This window comes from Nonlabens xylanidelens (assembly GCF_002934445.1).
GTDB classification, from domain to species: Bacteria; Bacteroidota; Bacteroidia; order Flavobacteriales; family Flavobacteriaceae; genus Nonlabens; species Nonlabens xylanidelens.
On sequence record NZ_PTJE01000001.1, the window covers coordinates 571,517 to 589,826 of the forward strand.

17 protein-coding genes are annotated in these 18,310 nt (G+C 33.4%); 16 read left to right on the top strand and 1 reads right to left on the bottom strand.

The genetic code is table 11. The features are described from left to right. The first annotated feature begins 18 nt into the window (after nucleotides 1–18). From LY01_RS02585 to LY01_RS02655, 15 genes are all read left to right on the top strand, one after another. Nucleotides 19–1,059 (top strand): hypothetical protein, encoded by a 1,041-nt coding sequence (locus tag LY01_RS02585; protein ID WP_104514241.1) that lies wholly within the window; start codon nucleotides 19–21, stop codon nucleotides 1,057–1,059. Beyond that, nucleotides 1,056–1,592 (top strand): dTDP-4-dehydrorhamnose 3,5-epimerase, encoded by a 537-nt coding sequence (gene rfbC, locus LY01_RS02590; protein ID WP_104514242.1) that lies wholly within the window; start codon nucleotides 1,056–1,058, stop codon nucleotides 1,590–1,592. Before LY01_RS02585 ends, rfbC begins: the two co-directional genes overlap by 4 nt. Nucleotides 1,593–1,657: 65 nt before the next feature. Further along, a complete protein-coding gene (gene rfbD, locus LY01_RS02595) occupies nucleotides 1,658–2,494 on the top strand; it encodes a dTDP-4-dehydrorhamnose reductase (RefSeq protein WP_104514243.1) in 837 nt (278 codons plus the stop codon). Nucleotides 2,495–2,528: 34 nt separating this feature from the next. Then, entirely contained in the window at nucleotides 2,529–3,656 is a 1,128-nt protein-coding gene (gmd, locus tag LY01_RS02600) for a GDP-mannose 4,6-dehydratase (protein ID WP_104514244.1), read from the top strand. A 111-nt stretch (nucleotides 3,657–3,767) separates the two neighbouring features. Further along, entirely contained in the window at nucleotides 3,768–4,811 is a 1,044-nt protein-coding gene (locus LY01_RS02605) for a GDP-L-fucose synthase family protein (RefSeq protein WP_104514245.1), read from the top strand. 50 nt (nucleotides 4,812–4,861) lie between these two features. Further along, nucleotides 4,862–6,118: an oligosaccharide flippase family protein gene (locus LY01_RS02610; RefSeq protein ID WP_104514246.1), complete on the top strand. Its 1,257-nt coding sequence runs from the start codon at nucleotides 4,862–4,864 to the stop codon at nucleotides 6,116–6,118. Continuing rightward, the gene (locus LY01_RS02615) at nucleotides 6,111–7,181 is read left to right on the top strand and encodes a glycosyltransferase (RefSeq protein WP_104514247.1); all 1,071 of its coding nucleotides are present in this window, start codon (nucleotides 6,111–6,113) and stop codon (nucleotides 7,179–7,181) included. The genes LY01_RS02610 and LY01_RS02615 overlap by 8 nt, the downstream gene beginning before the upstream one ends. Further along, nucleotides 7,118–8,605: an O-antigen polysaccharide polymerase Wzy gene (wzy, locus tag LY01_RS02620; protein ID WP_245890612.1), complete on the top strand. Its 1,488-nt coding sequence runs from the start codon at nucleotides 7,118–7,120 to the stop codon at nucleotides 8,603–8,605. The genes LY01_RS02615 and wzy overlap by 64 nt, the downstream gene beginning before the upstream one ends. After that, nucleotides 8,584–9,837, top strand: coding sequence for an O-antigen ligase family protein (locus LY01_RS02625; protein WP_104514249.1), 1,254 nt, complete (start codon nucleotides 8,584–8,586; stop codon nucleotides 9,835–9,837). The genes wzy and LY01_RS02625 overlap by 22 nt, the downstream gene beginning before the upstream one ends. Continuing rightward, nucleotides 9,837–10,892 carry a glycosyltransferase gene (locus LY01_RS02630; RefSeq protein WP_104514250.1) on the top strand — a complete coding sequence of 352 codons (1,056 nt, stop codon included), beginning with the start codon at nucleotides 9,837–9,839 and terminating at the stop codon, nucleotides 10,890–10,892. The genes LY01_RS02625 and LY01_RS02630 overlap by 1 nt, the downstream gene beginning before the upstream one ends. Next, a complete protein-coding gene (locus LY01_RS02635; protein ID WP_146080361.1) occupies nucleotides 10,889–12,244 on the top strand; it encodes an SGNH/GDSL hydrolase family protein in 1,356 nt (451 codons plus the stop codon). Before LY01_RS02630 ends, LY01_RS02635 begins: the two co-directional genes overlap by 4 nt. A gap of 2 nt (nucleotides 12,245–12,246) precedes the next feature. Next, nucleotides 12,247–12,792: a putative colanic acid biosynthesis acetyltransferase gene (locus tag LY01_RS02640; protein ID WP_104514252.1), complete on the top strand. Its 546-nt coding sequence runs from the start codon at nucleotides 12,247–12,249 to the stop codon at nucleotides 12,790–12,792. Nucleotides 12,793–12,794: 2 nt separating this feature from the next. Continuing rightward, the gene (locus LY01_RS02645; protein ID WP_104514253.1) at nucleotides 12,795–14,003 is read left to right on the top strand and encodes a WcaI family glycosyltransferase; all 1,209 of its coding nucleotides are present in this window, start codon (nucleotides 12,795–12,797) and stop codon (nucleotides 14,001–14,003) included. 209 nt (nucleotides 14,004–14,212) lie between these two features. Then, a complete protein-coding gene (gene dprA / locus LY01_RS02650; RefSeq protein WP_104514254.1) occupies nucleotides 14,213–15,310 on the top strand; it encodes a DNA-processing protein DprA in 1,098 nt (365 codons plus the stop codon). Nucleotides 15,311–15,376: 66 nt separating this feature from the next. After that, nucleotides 15,377–15,874: a MepB family protein gene (locus tag LY01_RS02655; protein ID WP_104514255.1), complete on the top strand. Its 498-nt coding sequence runs from the start codon at nucleotides 15,377–15,379 to the stop codon at nucleotides 15,872–15,874. A gap of 312 nt (nucleotides 15,875–16,186) precedes the next feature. Here LY01_RS02655 and yiaA read toward each other — a convergent pair whose 3' ends face one another. Further along, nucleotides 16,187–16,639, bottom strand: a complete 453-nt coding sequence (gene yiaA, locus LY01_RS02660) for an inner membrane protein YiaA (RefSeq protein WP_104514720.1) — start codon at nucleotides 16,637–16,639, stop codon at nucleotides 16,187–16,189. Between the two features lie 133 nt (nucleotides 16,640–16,772). Here yiaA and LY01_RS02665 point away from each other — a divergent pair, with 133 nt between their 5' ends. After that, entirely contained in the window at nucleotides 16,773–18,227 is a 1,455-nt protein-coding gene (locus LY01_RS02665) for a hypothetical protein (RefSeq protein WP_104514256.1), read from the top strand. Nucleotides 18,228–18,310: the final 83 nt, after the last annotated feature.

Below are 18,310 nucleotides of genomic sequence, written 5' to 3' on the forward strand. Positions count from 1 at the left end.
CTATACAATACAAAATTCATGGATAACCAGCCTAATAATAACCAAGAACAAGAAGTAGATCTAGTACCTGTATTTGTCTGGATAAGCAACGGATTTAAAAACCTATTCAATGCTATAGGAGGTCTTTTTAAAGGGTTAGGGCATTTTTTAATATTGTTTTTAATCTTTATTAAAAACAATATTATTCTATTAGGTATTCTATTTGTTTTAGGAGCTGGATTAGGTAATTATCTAAGTAGACAATCTAAAAAGAATTTTACAGCTCAATTGAGAGTACAACCTAATTTTGAAAGTGCTGGACAGCTTATTTCTAACTTAGAATATTATAATTCTTTAGTAGAAGAAGAAGATTTTACAACTTTAGGAAAGGAATTAAATCTTACTACAGATGAGGCCAGTACACTAGTTAGTTTTGAAATCACTGCAGACTATAACGATACCGAGCTTCTTGAAGAGTATGATTACATGGCGCGTCGTGCAGACACTATCGCATTAGAGAATTACACTTTTGAAGGCTTTAAACTAGCCAAAAGAGATATCGATTATCAATTTTATAAAGTAGAGATAGCTGCAAAATCTAAGACTGCTTTAGAAAAAGCAGCCGTACTAGCCATAGAAGTGGAGGATAATCCATTAATAAAAGCGCAAAGAACAGCTGGTCGCGAGACTACTGCTTTTAATATTTCAAAAATGGAATATCAACTAGCAGAGATAGATTCTTTAATAAGCGCTTATCAAGTGGCTATTAAAGATAAAGAATCTAGTCTGTCTAGCGGTACTAATGTTTTTGTAAACGGTCAGAGTAAAACAGAGACATTTAAAGACTTATTTAATGAAAAAGCTAGAATGCTTTTTAATCTAGAAACAGAAAGAGAGAAGAAATACGGTTATGAAAATACAGTAAACATCGTTTCTTATTTTGTTAAAAAAGGGGTTATTGTAAATAAACATCTTACGGTAACTTTTGCTTTTGTGTTCTTTGGTTTTGGTCTTCTAATTGCTTTAATTCCACTAGTATTTAGATTTCTTAATACGTATCAAAAAGAACATAACTCGTGAATATAATTGACACACCATTATTAGATTGTAAAATTATAGAACCTGCGGTTTTTCCAGATGCTCGTGGCAAATTCTGTATTGCTTTTGATAGTTTCGCTTTCGCGAAAGCGGTACCCAATCAGAAACCTTTCATTACCATAAACGAGAGTACTTCTACTTATGGAGTTCTTAGAGGTTTACACCTGCAGAAAGGAGATGCTGCACAAGCAAAATTAGTGCGTTGTATACAGGGTAAAATACTAGATGTTGCAGTAGATTTTAGACCAGAATCTTCTACTTATTTAAAGCATTTTTCCATTGAGCTCACAGGAGAAAACAATAAACAATTGTTAGTTCCTAGAGGTTTTCTTCATGGCTTTTCTGTACTTTCAGAAACTGCTATCGTAAATTATCAGATAGATAATACGTACCAGCCAGCAACGGAATATGGTATACGTTATGATGACCCACAACTTAATATAGACTGGCAATTACCTAAAGAAGATATCATACTTTCTGAAAAGGATGAGAAACTAGGATTTATTACATTATAAGTTTTGCCATACGTGGATTAAATAGAACCACCTTTTAATCTGTAGGTCAATTAAAATCACATAGCTTGAAAAAAATTATCATTACAGGAGCAACTGGCATGTTAGGAACTGCTATTACCAATGCGTTGCAAGGACATGATTTGTACGGTTATTCTAGTAAAGAATTAGATATTACCTGTAGTTTTAAACTAGATCAAATAGTAAAAAGCATAAAGCCAGATTATATTATTAATTGTGCGGCTTACACAGCAGTAGACCTAGCAGAAACGGATCAAGAAAAAGCTCTTAAAATAAATGCTCTTGCCGTTCAAAAAATGGCACAAGTGGCAAATCAGTATCAGGCCACATTAATTCATTTTTCTACCGATTATGTGTTTAATGGAACAGCAACACAGCCCTATTTACCGTTACAAGAAACAGATCCTATAAATGTTTATGGTGCTAGTAAACTGGCAGGTGAGAAATCTATCGCACAGGTTAATGGTAGACACTATATTTTTAGAATATCGTGGTTATATGCACCACATGGTAAGAACTTCTTTAAATGGGTAGCTGGCACAGATATGAATGAGCTCAAAATAGTAGATTCTCAGACAGGTTCTCCTACTAGCGCCCTAGATGTGTCTTCATTTATAAAACACCTCGTTAAAAACGACCCAGAGACTTATGGTGTTTACCATTTTACAAATCAAGGTGCGATGACTTGGTTTGAATTTGCCATTGCCATAAATAAAAAACTAAATCTCGATAAAATCATTCATCCCGTAGCCACTTTTAAAACCGCCGCAAAACGACCTACTTATAGCGTTATGGATGGTAGCGATACGATCCAGGTTTTTAATTATCAAATCCCTACTGTCGAGGAAGGACTTGATGAGGTGGTGAGGATTTACAATCCCTAAGGAAACCGTATTTTTACAGATTTACAACTAGAATATGTCTGAGAATAATCATAAAGTAGCATTAATCACTGGAGTAACCGGTCAGGATGGTGCTTATTTAAGTGAATTTTTATTAAAAAAAGGATATGAAGTACACGGTATTAAGCGCCGTGCTTCTTTATTTAATACAGATCGTATCGATCATCTATATCAAGATCCACACGAGACTGATGTAAAGTTTAAATTGCATTATGGAGATCTTACCGATACGACTAACTTAACCAGAATAATCAAAGAAACACAACCAGACGAGATCTATAACCTTGCGGCTATGTCACACGTTCAAGTTTCTTTTGAAATGCCAGAATACACTGCAAATGCTGACGGAATCGGTGCTTTACGTATTCTAGAATCGGTACGTTTGTTAGGGATGGAAAAGAAAACGAAAATTTACCAAGCCTCTACGTCAGAGTTGTATGGTAAGGTTCAAGAAATTCCACAATCAGAAACGACACCATTCTACCCACGCAGTCCTTATGCAGTTGCAAAAATGTATGCCTATTGGGCAACGGTAAATTATCGTGAGGCTTACGGTATGTTTGCCTGTAACGGTATTCTTTTTAACCATGAATCTCCAGTACGTGGAGAGACATTTGTAACTAGAAAAATTACACGTGCGACTTCTAAAATCGTAAAAGGACTTCAAGATAAATTGTATTTAGGAAATCTAGATGCAAAACGTGATTGGGGTCATGCTAAAGATTATGTACGCATGATGTGGATGATCTTGCAGCACGATCAACCAGAAGATTGGGTTATCGCAACCGGAACCACAACCAGTGTGCGTGATTTTGTACGCATGTCTTTTCAATACATAGGTATTGAATTAGAATTTACTGGAGTAGGTGTGGACGAAAAAGGAACAATTAAATCCTGCTCAAATCCAGATTACCAACTAGAAATAGGTAGAGAAGTAGTAGCGGTAGATCCACGATATTTCCGTCCTACAGAGGTAGATTTATTGATAGGAGATCCTTCTAAGGCCAAAGAAAAACTAGGCTGGGTTCCAGAAATCGCACTTCAAGAATTAGTGAATGAAATGATGGAAAGTGATTTACACCTTATGTCTCGAGAAGAATATTTAAAAAGTGGCGGATACCGCATCAATAATTACTTTGAATAAATCCCTTCCCTTGAGGGAAGGTTAGGATGGGTGTGACACAGGCATGTTTCTCTCTTTAAAAATTATCAAAGTTCTTGTCAACAAGTAAGATTTTAAGGTAAGCTTATAAAAATGAATAAAGATTCTAAAATATACGTTGCTGGACATAGAGGTCTTGTAGGAAGTGCTATTGTGACCGAGTTAAAGAAACTAGGTTACAGTAACTTTATTCTACGCACTCATAAAGAGCTAGATCTTACAAATCAACAAGCGACAGCAGACTTTTTTACTATTGAAAAGCCAGAATATGTATTTCTTGCCGCTGCCAGTGTAGGTGGTATAGTTGCTAATAATACCTACAGAGCAGACTTTATTTATAAAAATCTCATGATTCAGAATAACGTGATACATCACAGTTATTTGAATGGAGTGAAGAAATTGTTGTTCTTAGGAAGCACCTGTATATATCCTAAAATGGCACCACAACCCATGCCAGAAGATAGTTTACTTACTGGGCCATTAGAATACACCAACGAACCTTATGCTGTTGCAAAAATTGCTGGTATAAAGATGTGCGAGAGTTATAACTTGCAATACGGTACCAACTTCATATCAGTGATGCCTACTAATTTATATGGGCCTAATGATAATTTTGATCTTGAAAAATCTCACGTTCTTCCTGCATTGATTAGAAAAATGCACCTAGGTAAATTGCTTATGGAAGGTAAAGAACAAGAATTGTGTAAAGATTTAGGTGTTGATAGTTACGCTTTCGCGAAAGCGGAATTACAAAAAAACGGTATCACAGAAAAAGGCATCGCACTATGGGGAACCGGTTCTCCTAAACGTGAATTTCTATGGTCTCACGACATGGCTAGAGCTTGTGTGTATCTCATGGAAAATATTAATTTTGATGAGGTTAAAGGAACTGATAAAGACATAAGAAACACACATCTTAATATAGGAACAGGTGAAGATATCGCTATCAAAGACCTCGCAGAGATGATCAAAACCACCGTAGGCTATCAAGGAAACCTAGATTGGGATGCTACAAAACCGGACGGTACACCACGCAAGCTTACTGATGTTTCAAAACTACATGAGTTAGGGTGGGAGCATGAGATAGACCTTGAAAAAGGTGTGGAGATGATGTATTCGGCTTATTTGAACTCGTAAGGGCACTAAAAAGTCTATTTTAGCGTTTATCGAGGTAACCCAACCGTCAAATGAGTAAGCTTTCTAAAAAACTATCTTCTGAACAAAAGACTATTGCTAAAAACTATAGTTCTTTGGTTGTTTTACAAGGTCTTAATTATATATTGCCACTTCTGATCATTCCGTTTTTAGAAAGGCAGTTGGGTCTAGAAAAATTTGGACTTGTAATGCTTGCTCAATACTTAATGGCTTTTTGCGTTGCAGCGGCTGACTTTGGTTTCAATGTAACAGCTACAAGAGAAATATCCATAATTAAATCTCAAGGAGGTGATTATTCAACGGTATATTTTAAAGTTTTTTGGGCTAGAATGATTCTATTGATCTTAGTTTTCGGTTTGCTTTCTTTAGTAGTTTTTAGTGTTCCTAGATTTTCAATAGAATGGCATATTTATTTACTGAGTTATGGTGCTGTAATAGGTCAAACGTTATTACCTGATTGGTTTTTTCAAGGAATCGAAAAGATGCGACTACTTACAGTAGTTAATGTAGTTGCTAAAGTTTTATTTACAATATTACTTTTTGTTTTTATAACCGCTCCTTCTGATTATTTTTATGTACCTATTTTCAATTCTATAGGCTTTTTAACAGCAGGAATTTTTACTTTCTTACTAAGTATGAAATATGTGAAATGGCAATGGCCCAATTTTAAAGAGTCACAAGAGTTTTACAAAGAGAGTTTTCAAGTGTTCACTTCAAATATAGCTTCTCAGCTTAGTTATGCCGCAAATGGAGTCATATTAGGAATCTTTGCTGGGGATGCGGTTGTAGGTATATTTAGTGCATTTGATAAATTAATAATAGCCGCTAAGAAAATGTTCCTTCCTTTTTATCAAGCGATGTATCCTTATATGGCAAGAAAATCATTTTCTGAAAAAAAGCAAATGATGAAAAAACTTATCCCTATAGTTGCCTTCGTGGGGTTAATTGGAGTTGTAGTCATACTATTAATAGGAGATTGGATTATTGAATTTTTATACAATGATGTAACTATCTATAAGAATACTTATTTGTTCAAATGGATGAGTATAATTGCTTTTTTTACTGGATTAAGTTCATTATTCCAAGCTTTATATGCTCCGGCTAGAAAGCTGTTTAAAAATAGAATGATGATGATGATAATAGCAGGTGTGTTCAATATTACTCTAAGTCTTATTATTGTACCTTACTTAGGGTTAAAAGGGACAATAATCGCTGCAATTGGTACAGAAGCTATTTTGTTGGTTTTAGCAAGTTATTTTTACCGTAGTGATATAATACGACATGAATAAAAAATTACTGTTAGTGCAAACTACCATAGCTACTTATAGAGTTCCTTTAATTCATGTAATTAAGGATTCTCTGTTAAGTAATCTTACCGTTTTTTGTGGGGAACGATTCTTTGATTCGACCATTCGTTTGAGCGATAACTATCTGCCAGACATTTTATTGAAAAACCGTTTTTTCTTAGGGAATCGTCTTTTATGGCAATCAGGATTATTGAAACATGGAATGCAGAGTGGAATAATGGTTTTAAGCCTTAATCCAAGGGTAATCTCTAATTGGATTTTATTAATTTTAAGAAAATTATTTAATAAACCTATCTTAATTTGGGGCCATGCATGGCCTAAAAACGGACAAACAGCAAACAGTGATAAATTAAGGCACATAATGCGTCTTTTATCTGATGAAATTATTGTGTATACTTATAGACAAAAAGAAGAATTACAGCTCAGGATGCCTCATAAAAAGATACATGTAGCACCCAACGCATTGTATTCTATAAAAGAGATGAACGCTGCCTGTGTAGAGCAACCGCGAGACATTATCTTTGTAAGTAGAATGGTTGAAAATAAAAAAGCTGATTTATTATATGAATCTTTTAAAAGCTCCATTCATAAATTACCTATTGAAACTAACTTAATATTGATAGGTGAGGGTCCAGAAAGACAGTTTTTAATAGAGAAATGTAAAAATGATGGTTTGCAAGATCGAGTGACTATACCAGGCTCAGTCACTGATATTAAAAAACTCTACGATTATTATAAATCTTGTTTAATTAGTGTTTCTCCAGGTAGAGTAGGATTAAGTTTAACTCAAAGTCTAGGATTTGGAGTTCCCATGATTATCGCTAAGAAAGAACTTCATGGACCAGAGATTGAATCTGCACAACAAAATTTAAGAACTTGGTGGTTCAAAGAGGACAGTGTAGAAGATTTATCAAATAAAATTTTAACGTGTTTTAAGCAAGAAAAAGCTATTTTAGAAAACCGAGGATTTATTAGTGATTTTTGCAAGAAAAATTATTCTATCGAGGCTATGGCAAGTACCTTCATAAAATTAGTAAAGGATTAATGATTCTAAGAAATACTTTTATACTTGTTTATTTACTTGTTACGGTAGCTATATTTTCATTTCTAGATGCGAGTATTTCATTATGGCTCTCGTTTTTTAGTAATGCAGTTATTCTCAGCTTTTTTACTTACTATCATATTTTTATTGAGAAATTTTACAGCCCTTTTTTAAGTACTTATATAGTTTTTAATTATCTATTTTTTCTTGTTGCTCCTATGTCACAGGTAACAACGATGACATCAATGGATATTCCCATTTTTTCAAATAACTTTCCTTTTGAGGAATCTCTTTTTATTAAAACAAACTTTTTAATTTCCATTTTTCATATAACCTTTTTCTTGTTTTACGTTGGAGCTAAATCTCTGATCAGACAAAAAAATAAAAAGACAAGTGATGTTTTTAAAAAAAGCAGCTTATCCATTCTATACTTGTTAGTTTTATTGTGTATCCTAATTATTTTAATGAACTGGTCTTTTATATTAGATGAATTAGTTAGACCTAACTGGCTTGTCTCTAATTATAGTGTAGGTGATTTACTTATAAGGAAAAAAGTTTTATTTCTATTTCCATTGTCAGGAGTTGTTTTAGGGTTGTCTTTTCTTAAAGCAAACAAATTGAATAGACAGAGGTTTTTCCTTTTCTTATTTGCCATACTTCTTTTTCTTGTTTTTTTAATATTACTTAAGAATCCATTAACTGAAAAAAGAAATGCTTTAGGGCCTATCTATCTATTACTTATTTTTCTGTTTTACCCTAAATTCATGAATAGTAATGTAAAAACTACGTTTTTATTATTCTTCTCAATGATTGTCGCATTTCCAGCTATACAATTTTTAACACATGTTGATTATGGCTTTGCAGATCTTTTATCTAATCCCAGTCTTATCTTTCGTAAAAACGACTTAAATGAAGGATATATGTCCCTCAATTACGATGCTTTTATAAATATAGGAGTAGTTATTGAGCATGTCAGTTTTGATGGCTTGTCCTATGGGTATCAACTGTTAAGTGCACTTTTGTTTTTTGTTCCTAGAAGTATATGGAGCGGTAAACCTGATTCTTCTGGGTTAATTGTGGGTAATCATGTTAAAGATCATTACGATTTTCATTTCACAAACTTAGCAAATCCTTATATTGCTGAAGGCTTTTTAAATTTTGGAATTGTTGGTGTAATTGTGATGGCAATAGTACTGGCTTTAGTGATAGTTTATTTTCTCACATGGCTTAAGAGTTCTGATTTACTTAAAAAATCAGTTGCTTTTTATTTTGCTATGCATTTGATATTTTTATTAAGAGGTGATTTTACAAATGGCTACAGTTATTTTATTGGAACTCTTTTTGGGTTGTACATCATCCCTAAATTAATAATCAAATTATATTGTTTCGTTTTCAAGCAGAAAGTATGGGTCTCAAGGAAAAAATAGATATTTATTTACCTCAGCTAGTTTTAGCTTTTTGCGCATTATTATTTTTAATGCCTATTATTCCTCGTGGACTAAGACCACTAGTAATAATTTTGTTGCTTTGTTGCGCTATTATCAGTGCCATTTTTGATAAAGAAAAGTTTAGGTGGGGGAATTTTCTACTCAACTCTTCTATCATCTTTATTTACTTGATTAGTCTTTTATATACAGAGGACATTGATTATGGATTCCGTAAAATAAGTACCGCCTCATCTATCTTATTATTTCCTCTCATCTTTTCTTTAATGAGTAAAAGATGCATTCGTTTTATTTTAAATAAGAGATTTGAACTTATGTGGCTCTTTATAATCGGAACTATAATTCTGTGTGTTGGTTCTTTCTTAAAATTTACTACTCATTATACTTTTAATGATAGTATTCTACACTTTCCAAATATTATTAGATCAGATATTTCAGGATGGAAAATACATCCCATTTATTTAAGCATGCATATAGGAATATCAATGATTTTCTCACTAACCATTTTTAATAAAGGAATAGATTTGAAAAGAACTCTAATTTTAATATTTCTTAATATTACAGCGCTTTTTTTCTTAATGATCATGATTAAAAAAGGTCCTATTATCGCTCTGGTCTTAGTTATTCTGTTTCTTACTTTGGTATTTAAAAATAAGAAATTGTATCTAATTTCTGGGATTGCAGCAGCAGCTATTATAAGTACTATAATTTTCAACCCTAAAGTTCAATCTAGATTTGCAGAATTATTACAGGTACAGGATTCAAATGGTGATATGACTAATTCTACTAATATTAGATATTCTATCTATCATTGTGCAGTTAATATATTACCTGAAGCTGGAGTTTTAGGTTTTGGTATTGGCGATGGAAAAAATGAACTCATTAATTGTTATGAACAAGATGCCGCTTTTCTTGCTGTAAATAGGTATAATTCTCACAATCAATATTTAGGTTTCATTCTCAATGTAGGATATTTAGGTTTATTCGTATTCACTATATTCATTCTGTACCATTTATTAAGAGCCTTTTCAATGAAGAATTATTTACTTATAGCTATCATTTTATTTTACTGTATAGTTATGTTTTCTGAGAATATTTTAGAACGGGAAAATGGCGTTTTGTTTTTTGCGTTCTTTATTAATTTTTTCATTATGTTGGATTGGACTTTAGATGGAAAAGAAATAAGCTTTAAAGAAAATTTAATTAAGTCATAATGCAGTTATATCATATTACCGAAGATATTTCTCGAGCTAGTGGTGGTGTCCGTCCTGTTGTTAAAGTTCTACAATCCCAATTCTACAATTCCCAAATACTTACCACAGAAAAAGATCGTGATGACCTTAACATATTAAGTTTTTCTCATAAAGGTCCGTGGTTATATTCTAAAGATCTAAAAATTTATTTAAACACAATAGATAGTAATTCAATATTTCATCTCCATGGAGTATGGATGCATGCGCAATATATAGCTGCCAAAATTGCGATAGCGCGTGAAATTCCTTTTATCATTACTCCACATGGTATGTTTGAACCATGGTTGTGGAAAAGTGGTAAGCTCAAAAAGAAATTATATTTAAAATTATTTACCAGTTCTGCTTTCGCAAAAGCGAGATATTTACATGCTATAACACCAGAAGAGAAAAAAACTTTACAAATTTTATTTCCTAAAACTGAAGTTATATGTATTCCCAATGCTATTGAAATAGAAGATGTTATAGATAGAAAGAAGCCTATAAGACCATACTTTCTTTTCTTAGGACGCGTTCATCCAGTTAAAGGTGTGCAAATGCTTATTGAGGTTTTTAAGACGCTTAAAAGCCTCGATTTCGACCTTGTAATTGCAGGTCCAGAGAGTGAACATCGTAATGAATTAGAAGCATTAGCATTTAATGATAAACGTATTAAATTTATAGGAGAAATTAGAGGATTAAAGAAAAAAGAACTTTATAGAAATGCACATACATTTGTTGCTCCTAGCTACTCTGAAGTAGTAGGTATGGTAAATCTAGAAGCAGCGATGATGGGTACGCCGGTAATTACAACATTTCAAACTGGATTACTGAAAGAATGGGGGAATAACGGAGGCATACTTATTAATCCTATTTTTAATGAATTGAAAACAGCTCTAGTAGAAGCGTCAAAATGGAACGATCAACAAAGAAAATTGAACGGTAATAAGTTGCGTAATTTTATGATTCAAGAATATTCTTGGAAGGTAAATAAGCCTAAATGGGAAGCGCTTTATAACTCTATGAAAAAAAAGATATGAAATTTATATTACCCCTATTGATAATTTTCTCTATGCTATCAGGTTACTCACAAGAAATACCTAAACATAATCTCCCCACAATTAAGGTGTCAAATCAACTCGTAAAATCTTTGAAAAAAACATCTTCCATTTTGACAAATACATCTGAAAAAAAGGTGTTCAAAATTCAATTCTATGGTCAGTCTATAGTGTCTGGAATAGACATGAGGCGTATCACAAATTTACTAGAAGATACCTACCCAAACGTAAAATTTGTAATTTTAAATAATGCAATTGGAGGATATCAGGCACCAAAACTGGTGCGTACTGCAGAGCATGATCTATATCCTCAATATCCAGATCTTATTATTTTTCACGTTTATGGAGGTATTGAGAATGGCGAATTAGAAGAAATATTTTATAATATTAAAAATAGACTAACCAGTGATGTTATCATATTTGATCATCATATTTCTTATGTAGATAATGATTTAGGCCAAGAAAAATTAAATAAAAAGCAAGACGAAAATTCTAAAATAATTAAGAATCTAGCGATTAAGTATAATTTTGGTTTTATAGGTGTTAGGGATGTTTGGAAGAATTATTTAGAATTAAACACATCATTAACTATTAAAGATCTTTTGCGAGATATTGTACATCCTAATGATGAGGGTAAAATTTTGTTAGAATGGATTCTAATGAAGCATTTTATCAATGCAGTTCAAAAAACTAACGAAAAATCTAATATGATATCTGAACAGGTGATTAAGGATAAGGGTGCTGTTGTGAAATTCACTTTTAATGGGAATAGATTTGACGTTCTCCCAACAAAAAGGAATATTGGAGCTAATTTCTCTATAAAATTAGATGGAATACCAATTGATAAACATAATGATTTATATGCAGTGTCGAGAACATCCTCTTTTCCTAAACAATGGTGGCCAACATTCAATCGAATTACTTTAAATAAGAGTGTTAGGCAAATAGAAGAAAAATGGATAATTCATATTAAAAATTTAAATCTTGAAAATCAAAGTTTTGAATTTGAATTAATAGGTGATGTTTCTGGTTATCAGGGAAAAGGAAAGAGTGGTGAGGATTTTGTCTCTCTTAATAGAGCTATTGAAATATTAGCTTCAGACATGTCTGCTTTCCCATATGAAAATACAATAAAGGAAGATGTTATACAGATTTCTTTCAAAGTATATCCGCTCTTTATTAACCCAGTTAGTATAGAAAAGGTAGAAGAGATTAACTTAGCAAGACTATTAGACAATAAAATGCATACGGTAGAGTTGAGAGTTGAAGAAGGAACACTTTTAAATAGTAAATTGATTTTTTACCAACCTGAAAGCTTAAAACTTGAAAATTAACTTTGAAAAACTACCAACAACTTGATAAATTCCAATTGCCACAAAACTTCCGTGGTAAAGGATCGATTACTGTACAATTATGGTGGCTTGTTCAAAATACACTTTTTGCGTGGTCGCCTCAATTCATGTATGGCTGGCGTAGATTTTTATTAAGATCTTTTGGAGCAAAAATTGGTAAAAATGTCATTATTAGACCTACGGTAAGAACACAATTCCCATGGAAAGTAAATATAGGTGATCATAGCTGGATAGGTGATGATGTGGTTCTTTATAGTCTTGGAGAGATAGAAATAGGAAACCATGTGGTTATCTCTCAAAAATCTTACATCTGCACAGGAACACATGATCCACAAGCTGTAAACTTTGATATTTACGGTCATAAAATAATTATAGAAGATCAATGCTGGATCGCTACAGATGTTTATGTTGCTCCAGGGATTACCATAGGCAGAGGCACGTTAGTAGGCGCACGCAGTAGTGTTTTTAAAAATTTACCATCTGGTAAAATATGTTTGGGCACTCCTGCCCAAGTGATAAAAGATAGATAACCTTGAAAGAAAAACACATCACATTCATAGGTCTTAACTATGCACCAGAAGATACTGCCATCGGTTTGTATTCTACTCAAATGGTAGAAGCACTAATTGATACTGGCGCGCAAGTAAACGTTGTTACAGCCTTTCCTTATTATCCACAATGGAAAATCGCTCAGGAATATCGAGATAGGCCTAACTACATTCAAGAAGATCATAAAGGAGCAAAATTGTATCGTTACAAACAGTACGTTCCAGAACAACCTACTTTTTTAAAGCGTGTAATTCATATTTTAAGTTTTACTAAAGGGAGTTTCTTCAATCTGAGAAAGATTAAGCATACAGATCTTGTAATTTCTATCGTACCATTCACAGCTAGCGCCTGGTTAGGTAGTTACCATGCTAAAAAACACAAGGCTCAAAGCTGGATTCATATTCAGGATTTTGAATTTGACGCAGCATTGCAATCAGGACTTTCTAGTGGTGGTAAAAAGTTTATTTTTAAATTTTTATTTGGTCTTGAACGTCGCATTTTCAATAAAGCAAATGTTATAAGCACGATCAGTCATAACATGATTGATAAGTTAAAGTCCAAAACTAGCCAGCCTACTTATTATTTACCCAACTGGATTGATGAGAGTCAGGTAAATCCAGCTACGGCAAAGCAACATGATTACTTAAAAAGTAATAAATTTAAACTTCTTTATAGCGGTAACGTCGGTGATAAACAGGATTGGGATTATTTTCTCGCTTTCGCGAAAGCGTTACCACAACAATCTTATGAGATTATAATTGTAGGTGCTGGAGCAAAATACCAGCAATTAAAAGAAAGCATTCAACAAGAAAACATCGATTTTTACGATCCAGTTCCTTTTGAGGATTTATCAGATTTACTTTGCAGTGCAGATGCCCATTTTCTATTCCAAAAAACAGAAGTGCTAGATACCGTAATGCCCTCAAAATTGTTAGGCATGATGGCGAGTGAAAAACCGTCATTAATTCTTGGAAACAAAGCAAGCGAAGTAAAAACAGTAATGGAAAATGCAAATGCAGGACTTTATTTTTCTAAACCAGATGTACAAACTGCAGTAGATCAATTAGAAAAATGGCGACTTGATTCTGATTTGAGAAAGTCCATGGGAAAAGAAGCGAGAGAATATGTTGTAAAGCACTTTTCTCGTAAAGAGATTTTGAATAATTGGGTTCATAAACTTTCTCAATTATAGAGATAGATTTTATAAATTATTTACCAAATAAAAACTCCTTTCCTTAGAAAAGGAAAGGTGGGCAAAATGAGTGAAACGAATTTTGGTCGGAAAGGCTGAAGATGTCTGTTCTATACTTGAAAGCATAAATAACATTAAATTCAATTTCATTTATCGCATCTATTGCTGTGATTTTTAAATTTTAGCTTAGATTTAAATTTACTTTTATCATGGACCAACAAGAACTTCTTTCTTTACTAGCACTCAAAAAAGCACCGTTAATAGGTGATATTATGGCCAAAAGGTTGATCAGAACCTTTGGTAACGCGACTGGAGTTTTTGAACAGCAATACAAGGATATAGCTGCCATAGAAGGAATAGGAGAGAAGAAGGCACAGTTTATAAGAAACAAAGACGGTCTGTTTGCAAAAGCAGCAAAGGAGCTGGAATTCATAGAAGAGAATAAAATAAAGTACCGTGTTTATTATAATGAAGATTATCCAGAGCGTTTAAAATATTGTGTAGATGGGCCTATCATCTACTTTGAAAAAGGAAACATAAACCTAGATAATCCGTACACACTTAGTATAGTCGGCACAAGACAAATTACGAGTAATGGAGCCGCGTTTTTAGAAAAATTCATCTCAGAAATAGCTCCGCTGCAACCTATTATAATTAGTGGTTATGCTTATGGAGTCGATATTCTAGCGCATAAAATGGCGATAGAGCACGGTTTACAGACCATTGCGGTAATGGCACATGGATTAAATCAAACCTATCCACGCAATCACGCCGCGCACAATGAAGAGATGTTGCAAAACGGTGGTTTTATTACCGATTTTTGGCATACAGATAACTTTGATCGCAAGAATTTCTTGGGTAGAAATAGAATCATCGCAGGAATGAGTGAGGCGACTGTGGTTATAGAAAGCGCTTCAAAAGGTGGTTCACTAGTCACTGCAGACCTTGCTTGCGGTTACAATCGAGAGGTGTTTGCAGTTCCAGGTCGTGTGAATGATAAATATGCCATAGGTTGTAACGAGTTGATAAAACAGTCTAAAGCACACATGCTCACAAAAACTGCCGATGTTCCCTACATTCTAGGATGGAAAGAACGCGACGTAGCGGTGCAAAAACAGCTCTTTGTAGAACTTACTGAAGACGAAAAATTGATCTACCGCTACCTGAAAGAACACAAAGAAGAATTACTAGATTTAATTGCTCTAAACATTAAACAACCAGTCCATAAAGTAGCCTCTTTACTCATGAGCATGGAGTTAAAAGGTGTCGTTAAACCTTTGCCTGGAAAGCGATTTCAACTGGTATAAAAAGAGAAATTTTATTCATAGGTGAGGACTTAAGTCCGCACCTATGAATAGTTAAATACAATTAGATTGAATAAAAATCTCAAACAAATTAAAGAAGACATCTACGATAATTGCGGTCTCAAGCTATCCCATTATCAAGAAGAGAAAGAAAGCAAAGAATACGAAGCCTGTACCTTTCAACTTAACGAATTAAAAATTATTTCCAGAAGTTCTAAAATCACTCCTAAAAAAACAGGTCAGTTTGTGACCTTCTGGAAACGTCAAGGAGCTGGACCTATAGCACCATTTGATGACACAGACTCTTTTGATTATTTTGTGGTCAATGTAAGAATTGAAAATAAATTAGGTCAGTTTGTCTTCCCTAAATCTGTTCTTATTAAAAAGGGAATTATATCGACAAGTAAAAAAGAAGGCAAACGAGCCATACGTGTATATCCTATTTGGGATACCCCATTAAATGCCACTGCCATACGTACTCAAAAATGGCAGCTGGATTATTTTGTAGATCTAAACAACTCCAGCGAAATAGTAATACTAAAATCGCTCTATGGTATTACGAATTAAAGCTTTTTAAAATTGACATGCCAAGTATTTGTCTTGGCATTGTCTAATTTCTAGATGAGAAGTGTAAAGTAAAAAACGACCTCTTCATTATGAAAAGGTCGTTTCTGTCATCAAAACAGGCTCGTCATTAGGCACGAGCCGGTTTTGTTAAGTCATTTCATTATTTTTTAATTCTAGATTATAATAATCCTACGTATTATTTTAGTTTCAATTTAAAGAAATGTCTTTTAGGACAAAGGATGTTTACATCAGAGTAAACAAATCAAAAATCTGATATCGTTAATCTCCAATCGTTAATCATTTTGCCTCTTTCTAATTCCCATCAAGAAACTTCACATCTCTGGTGTTTTTTTGCACGGCGATAGAGGCAAAAAGACTTAGCAAAAAGGACATTCCATAGAATCCTTTCTCACTTAAAAGCAAGTCTGCATTCCACAACCCTATAACCAGCAGTACGATCGATGCGATGGTGACAAACCAGCTTATACCGTAGTACATATCGGTCACGGCCAGGCCTTCTTGTTTATCTCTCACGGCTTTTTGTACCGATATCACTGAGAATAAACCGAAGAGTAGGATCACAAAATAGTACCCTTTTTCATTGAGCACCATCTCTGCATTCCATAATCCTATACAGTAAGAAACCATTCCTACTAGCAATGCTGTCCACGATGCGGCTATAAATGCTGCTGTCGGTTTACCAGTAAATGCCTCTGTTGTTTTAACTTCTTTTTTTTCGGTGTTGTAATTAACTTGATTTTCCATGTTGTTTTGTTTTGATGCTGCAAATATGTGATGAGTTCGTACTTGTAAATAACCTACTTTTGCCCAATTCATACGATTGAAAAATATTTAGTTAAGCATATACTTCAGTAAAACAATAGATTAAGTTTTTTATATGAACGATTTAATTAGTCTTATTAATTCATTTAATAGCGATGAGGTGAGTGCTTTTCTCGCTTTCGCGAAAGCGAGAAACCAACGTACCGATGTAAAGAACATAGCATTATTCCAATTCATACAACAAGGTGCAAGAGTAGATCTCGATATAAAAATCTATGGAAAACCTAATAAAAACGCCCTGCACGCTCTCAAAAACCGTTTAAAAGAGAGCCTTATAGATTTTATAGCTATAAATGGTTTTGCCAGTGAGTCACAAGAAGAGATGCAGCTTTTTAAACTGGTTCTAGCAGCTCGTATATTCTTAGAGCGTGAACAGTATAAATTAGGTTTTAAAACGCTTAAAAAGGCCGCTTCTATGGCTATTGCGTTAGAATCTTATGTTGTCCTGCAAGAGATTTATTATACTCAGGTTCAATATGCGCATTTAAATGATGTGATGTCGTTAGAAGAAACGATAAAAGCTTATCAAGAAAATGAAAAACGATATCTAGCAGAATCTAGACTGGTGATGGCCTATGCAACGGTGCAAAAAGCATTAAAGACACATCCAGTAAATGTTTATAAGGTCATTAAAACACAGTTAGATCTTTTCCAAATCTCTATAGATCAACACCTTTCTTTTAAATCTCTATATCAATTAATGAATATCGCTACAGAAGCGGCAACTTTAAAGTCTGACTATGCTGGGGTTTCTATTTTTATAAATCACATCTATGATATTGTAGAGTTGAAAAAGCACCAGGCAGCAAAGCACTTGTACTACCATTGTGAGATATTATACCTCATGGCAGGTTCTTGTTTTAGAAACAAAGATTTTAATAGGTCTCAATTATTAATTAACGAGTTAGATCTAGAGATCATAAAACAAAAAGGGAGGTTCAAAAAACAATTTGAAGAGCGTGTATTGCTTCTCAAAGCACTCAATTATAATTATACAGGTAATGCCGCAAAGGCGATAGAAGAGGTGAGTAGCTTTAAAAAAATATCTTTAAGAATACGACTGGCACATGCAACATTTTTATTTCAACAAGAGCAACCTCAGGAGGCGAGACGTGTTATAAATTCATTTATGCATAGCGATGTGTTTTATGAAAAAAAGGAAAATCTATTGTGGGTGCTCAAGAAAAATGTTCTTGAAATATTGATTTATATGGAACTCAATCAGCCAGATTTAGTAGAGTCCAAGATGCGTAGTTTTAAAAAGAAATTTAGATCGCGTTTGCTCGATTTAGAAGAAGATCGTGTGCTGACGTTTATGAGTTTATTACGTTTATACTTTGAACATCCTTTTCATATTACAGAAGATTCTTTTAAAAATAAAGTCACTGCTGCATTTACCTATAAAACAGTAGATCGAGAAGATATTTTTATCATGAGTTTCTATGCTTATCTTAAAGCAAAAATGGAAAATAAAAGCATTTACAACGCTACGTTAGAACTTGTAAATTAATTACTAGATATAGTCTCAGGGAATAATGTAACATAGCTTGTGACTTTTATCACCTTTTTTAAACTACTTGTCGCCTTACTTTT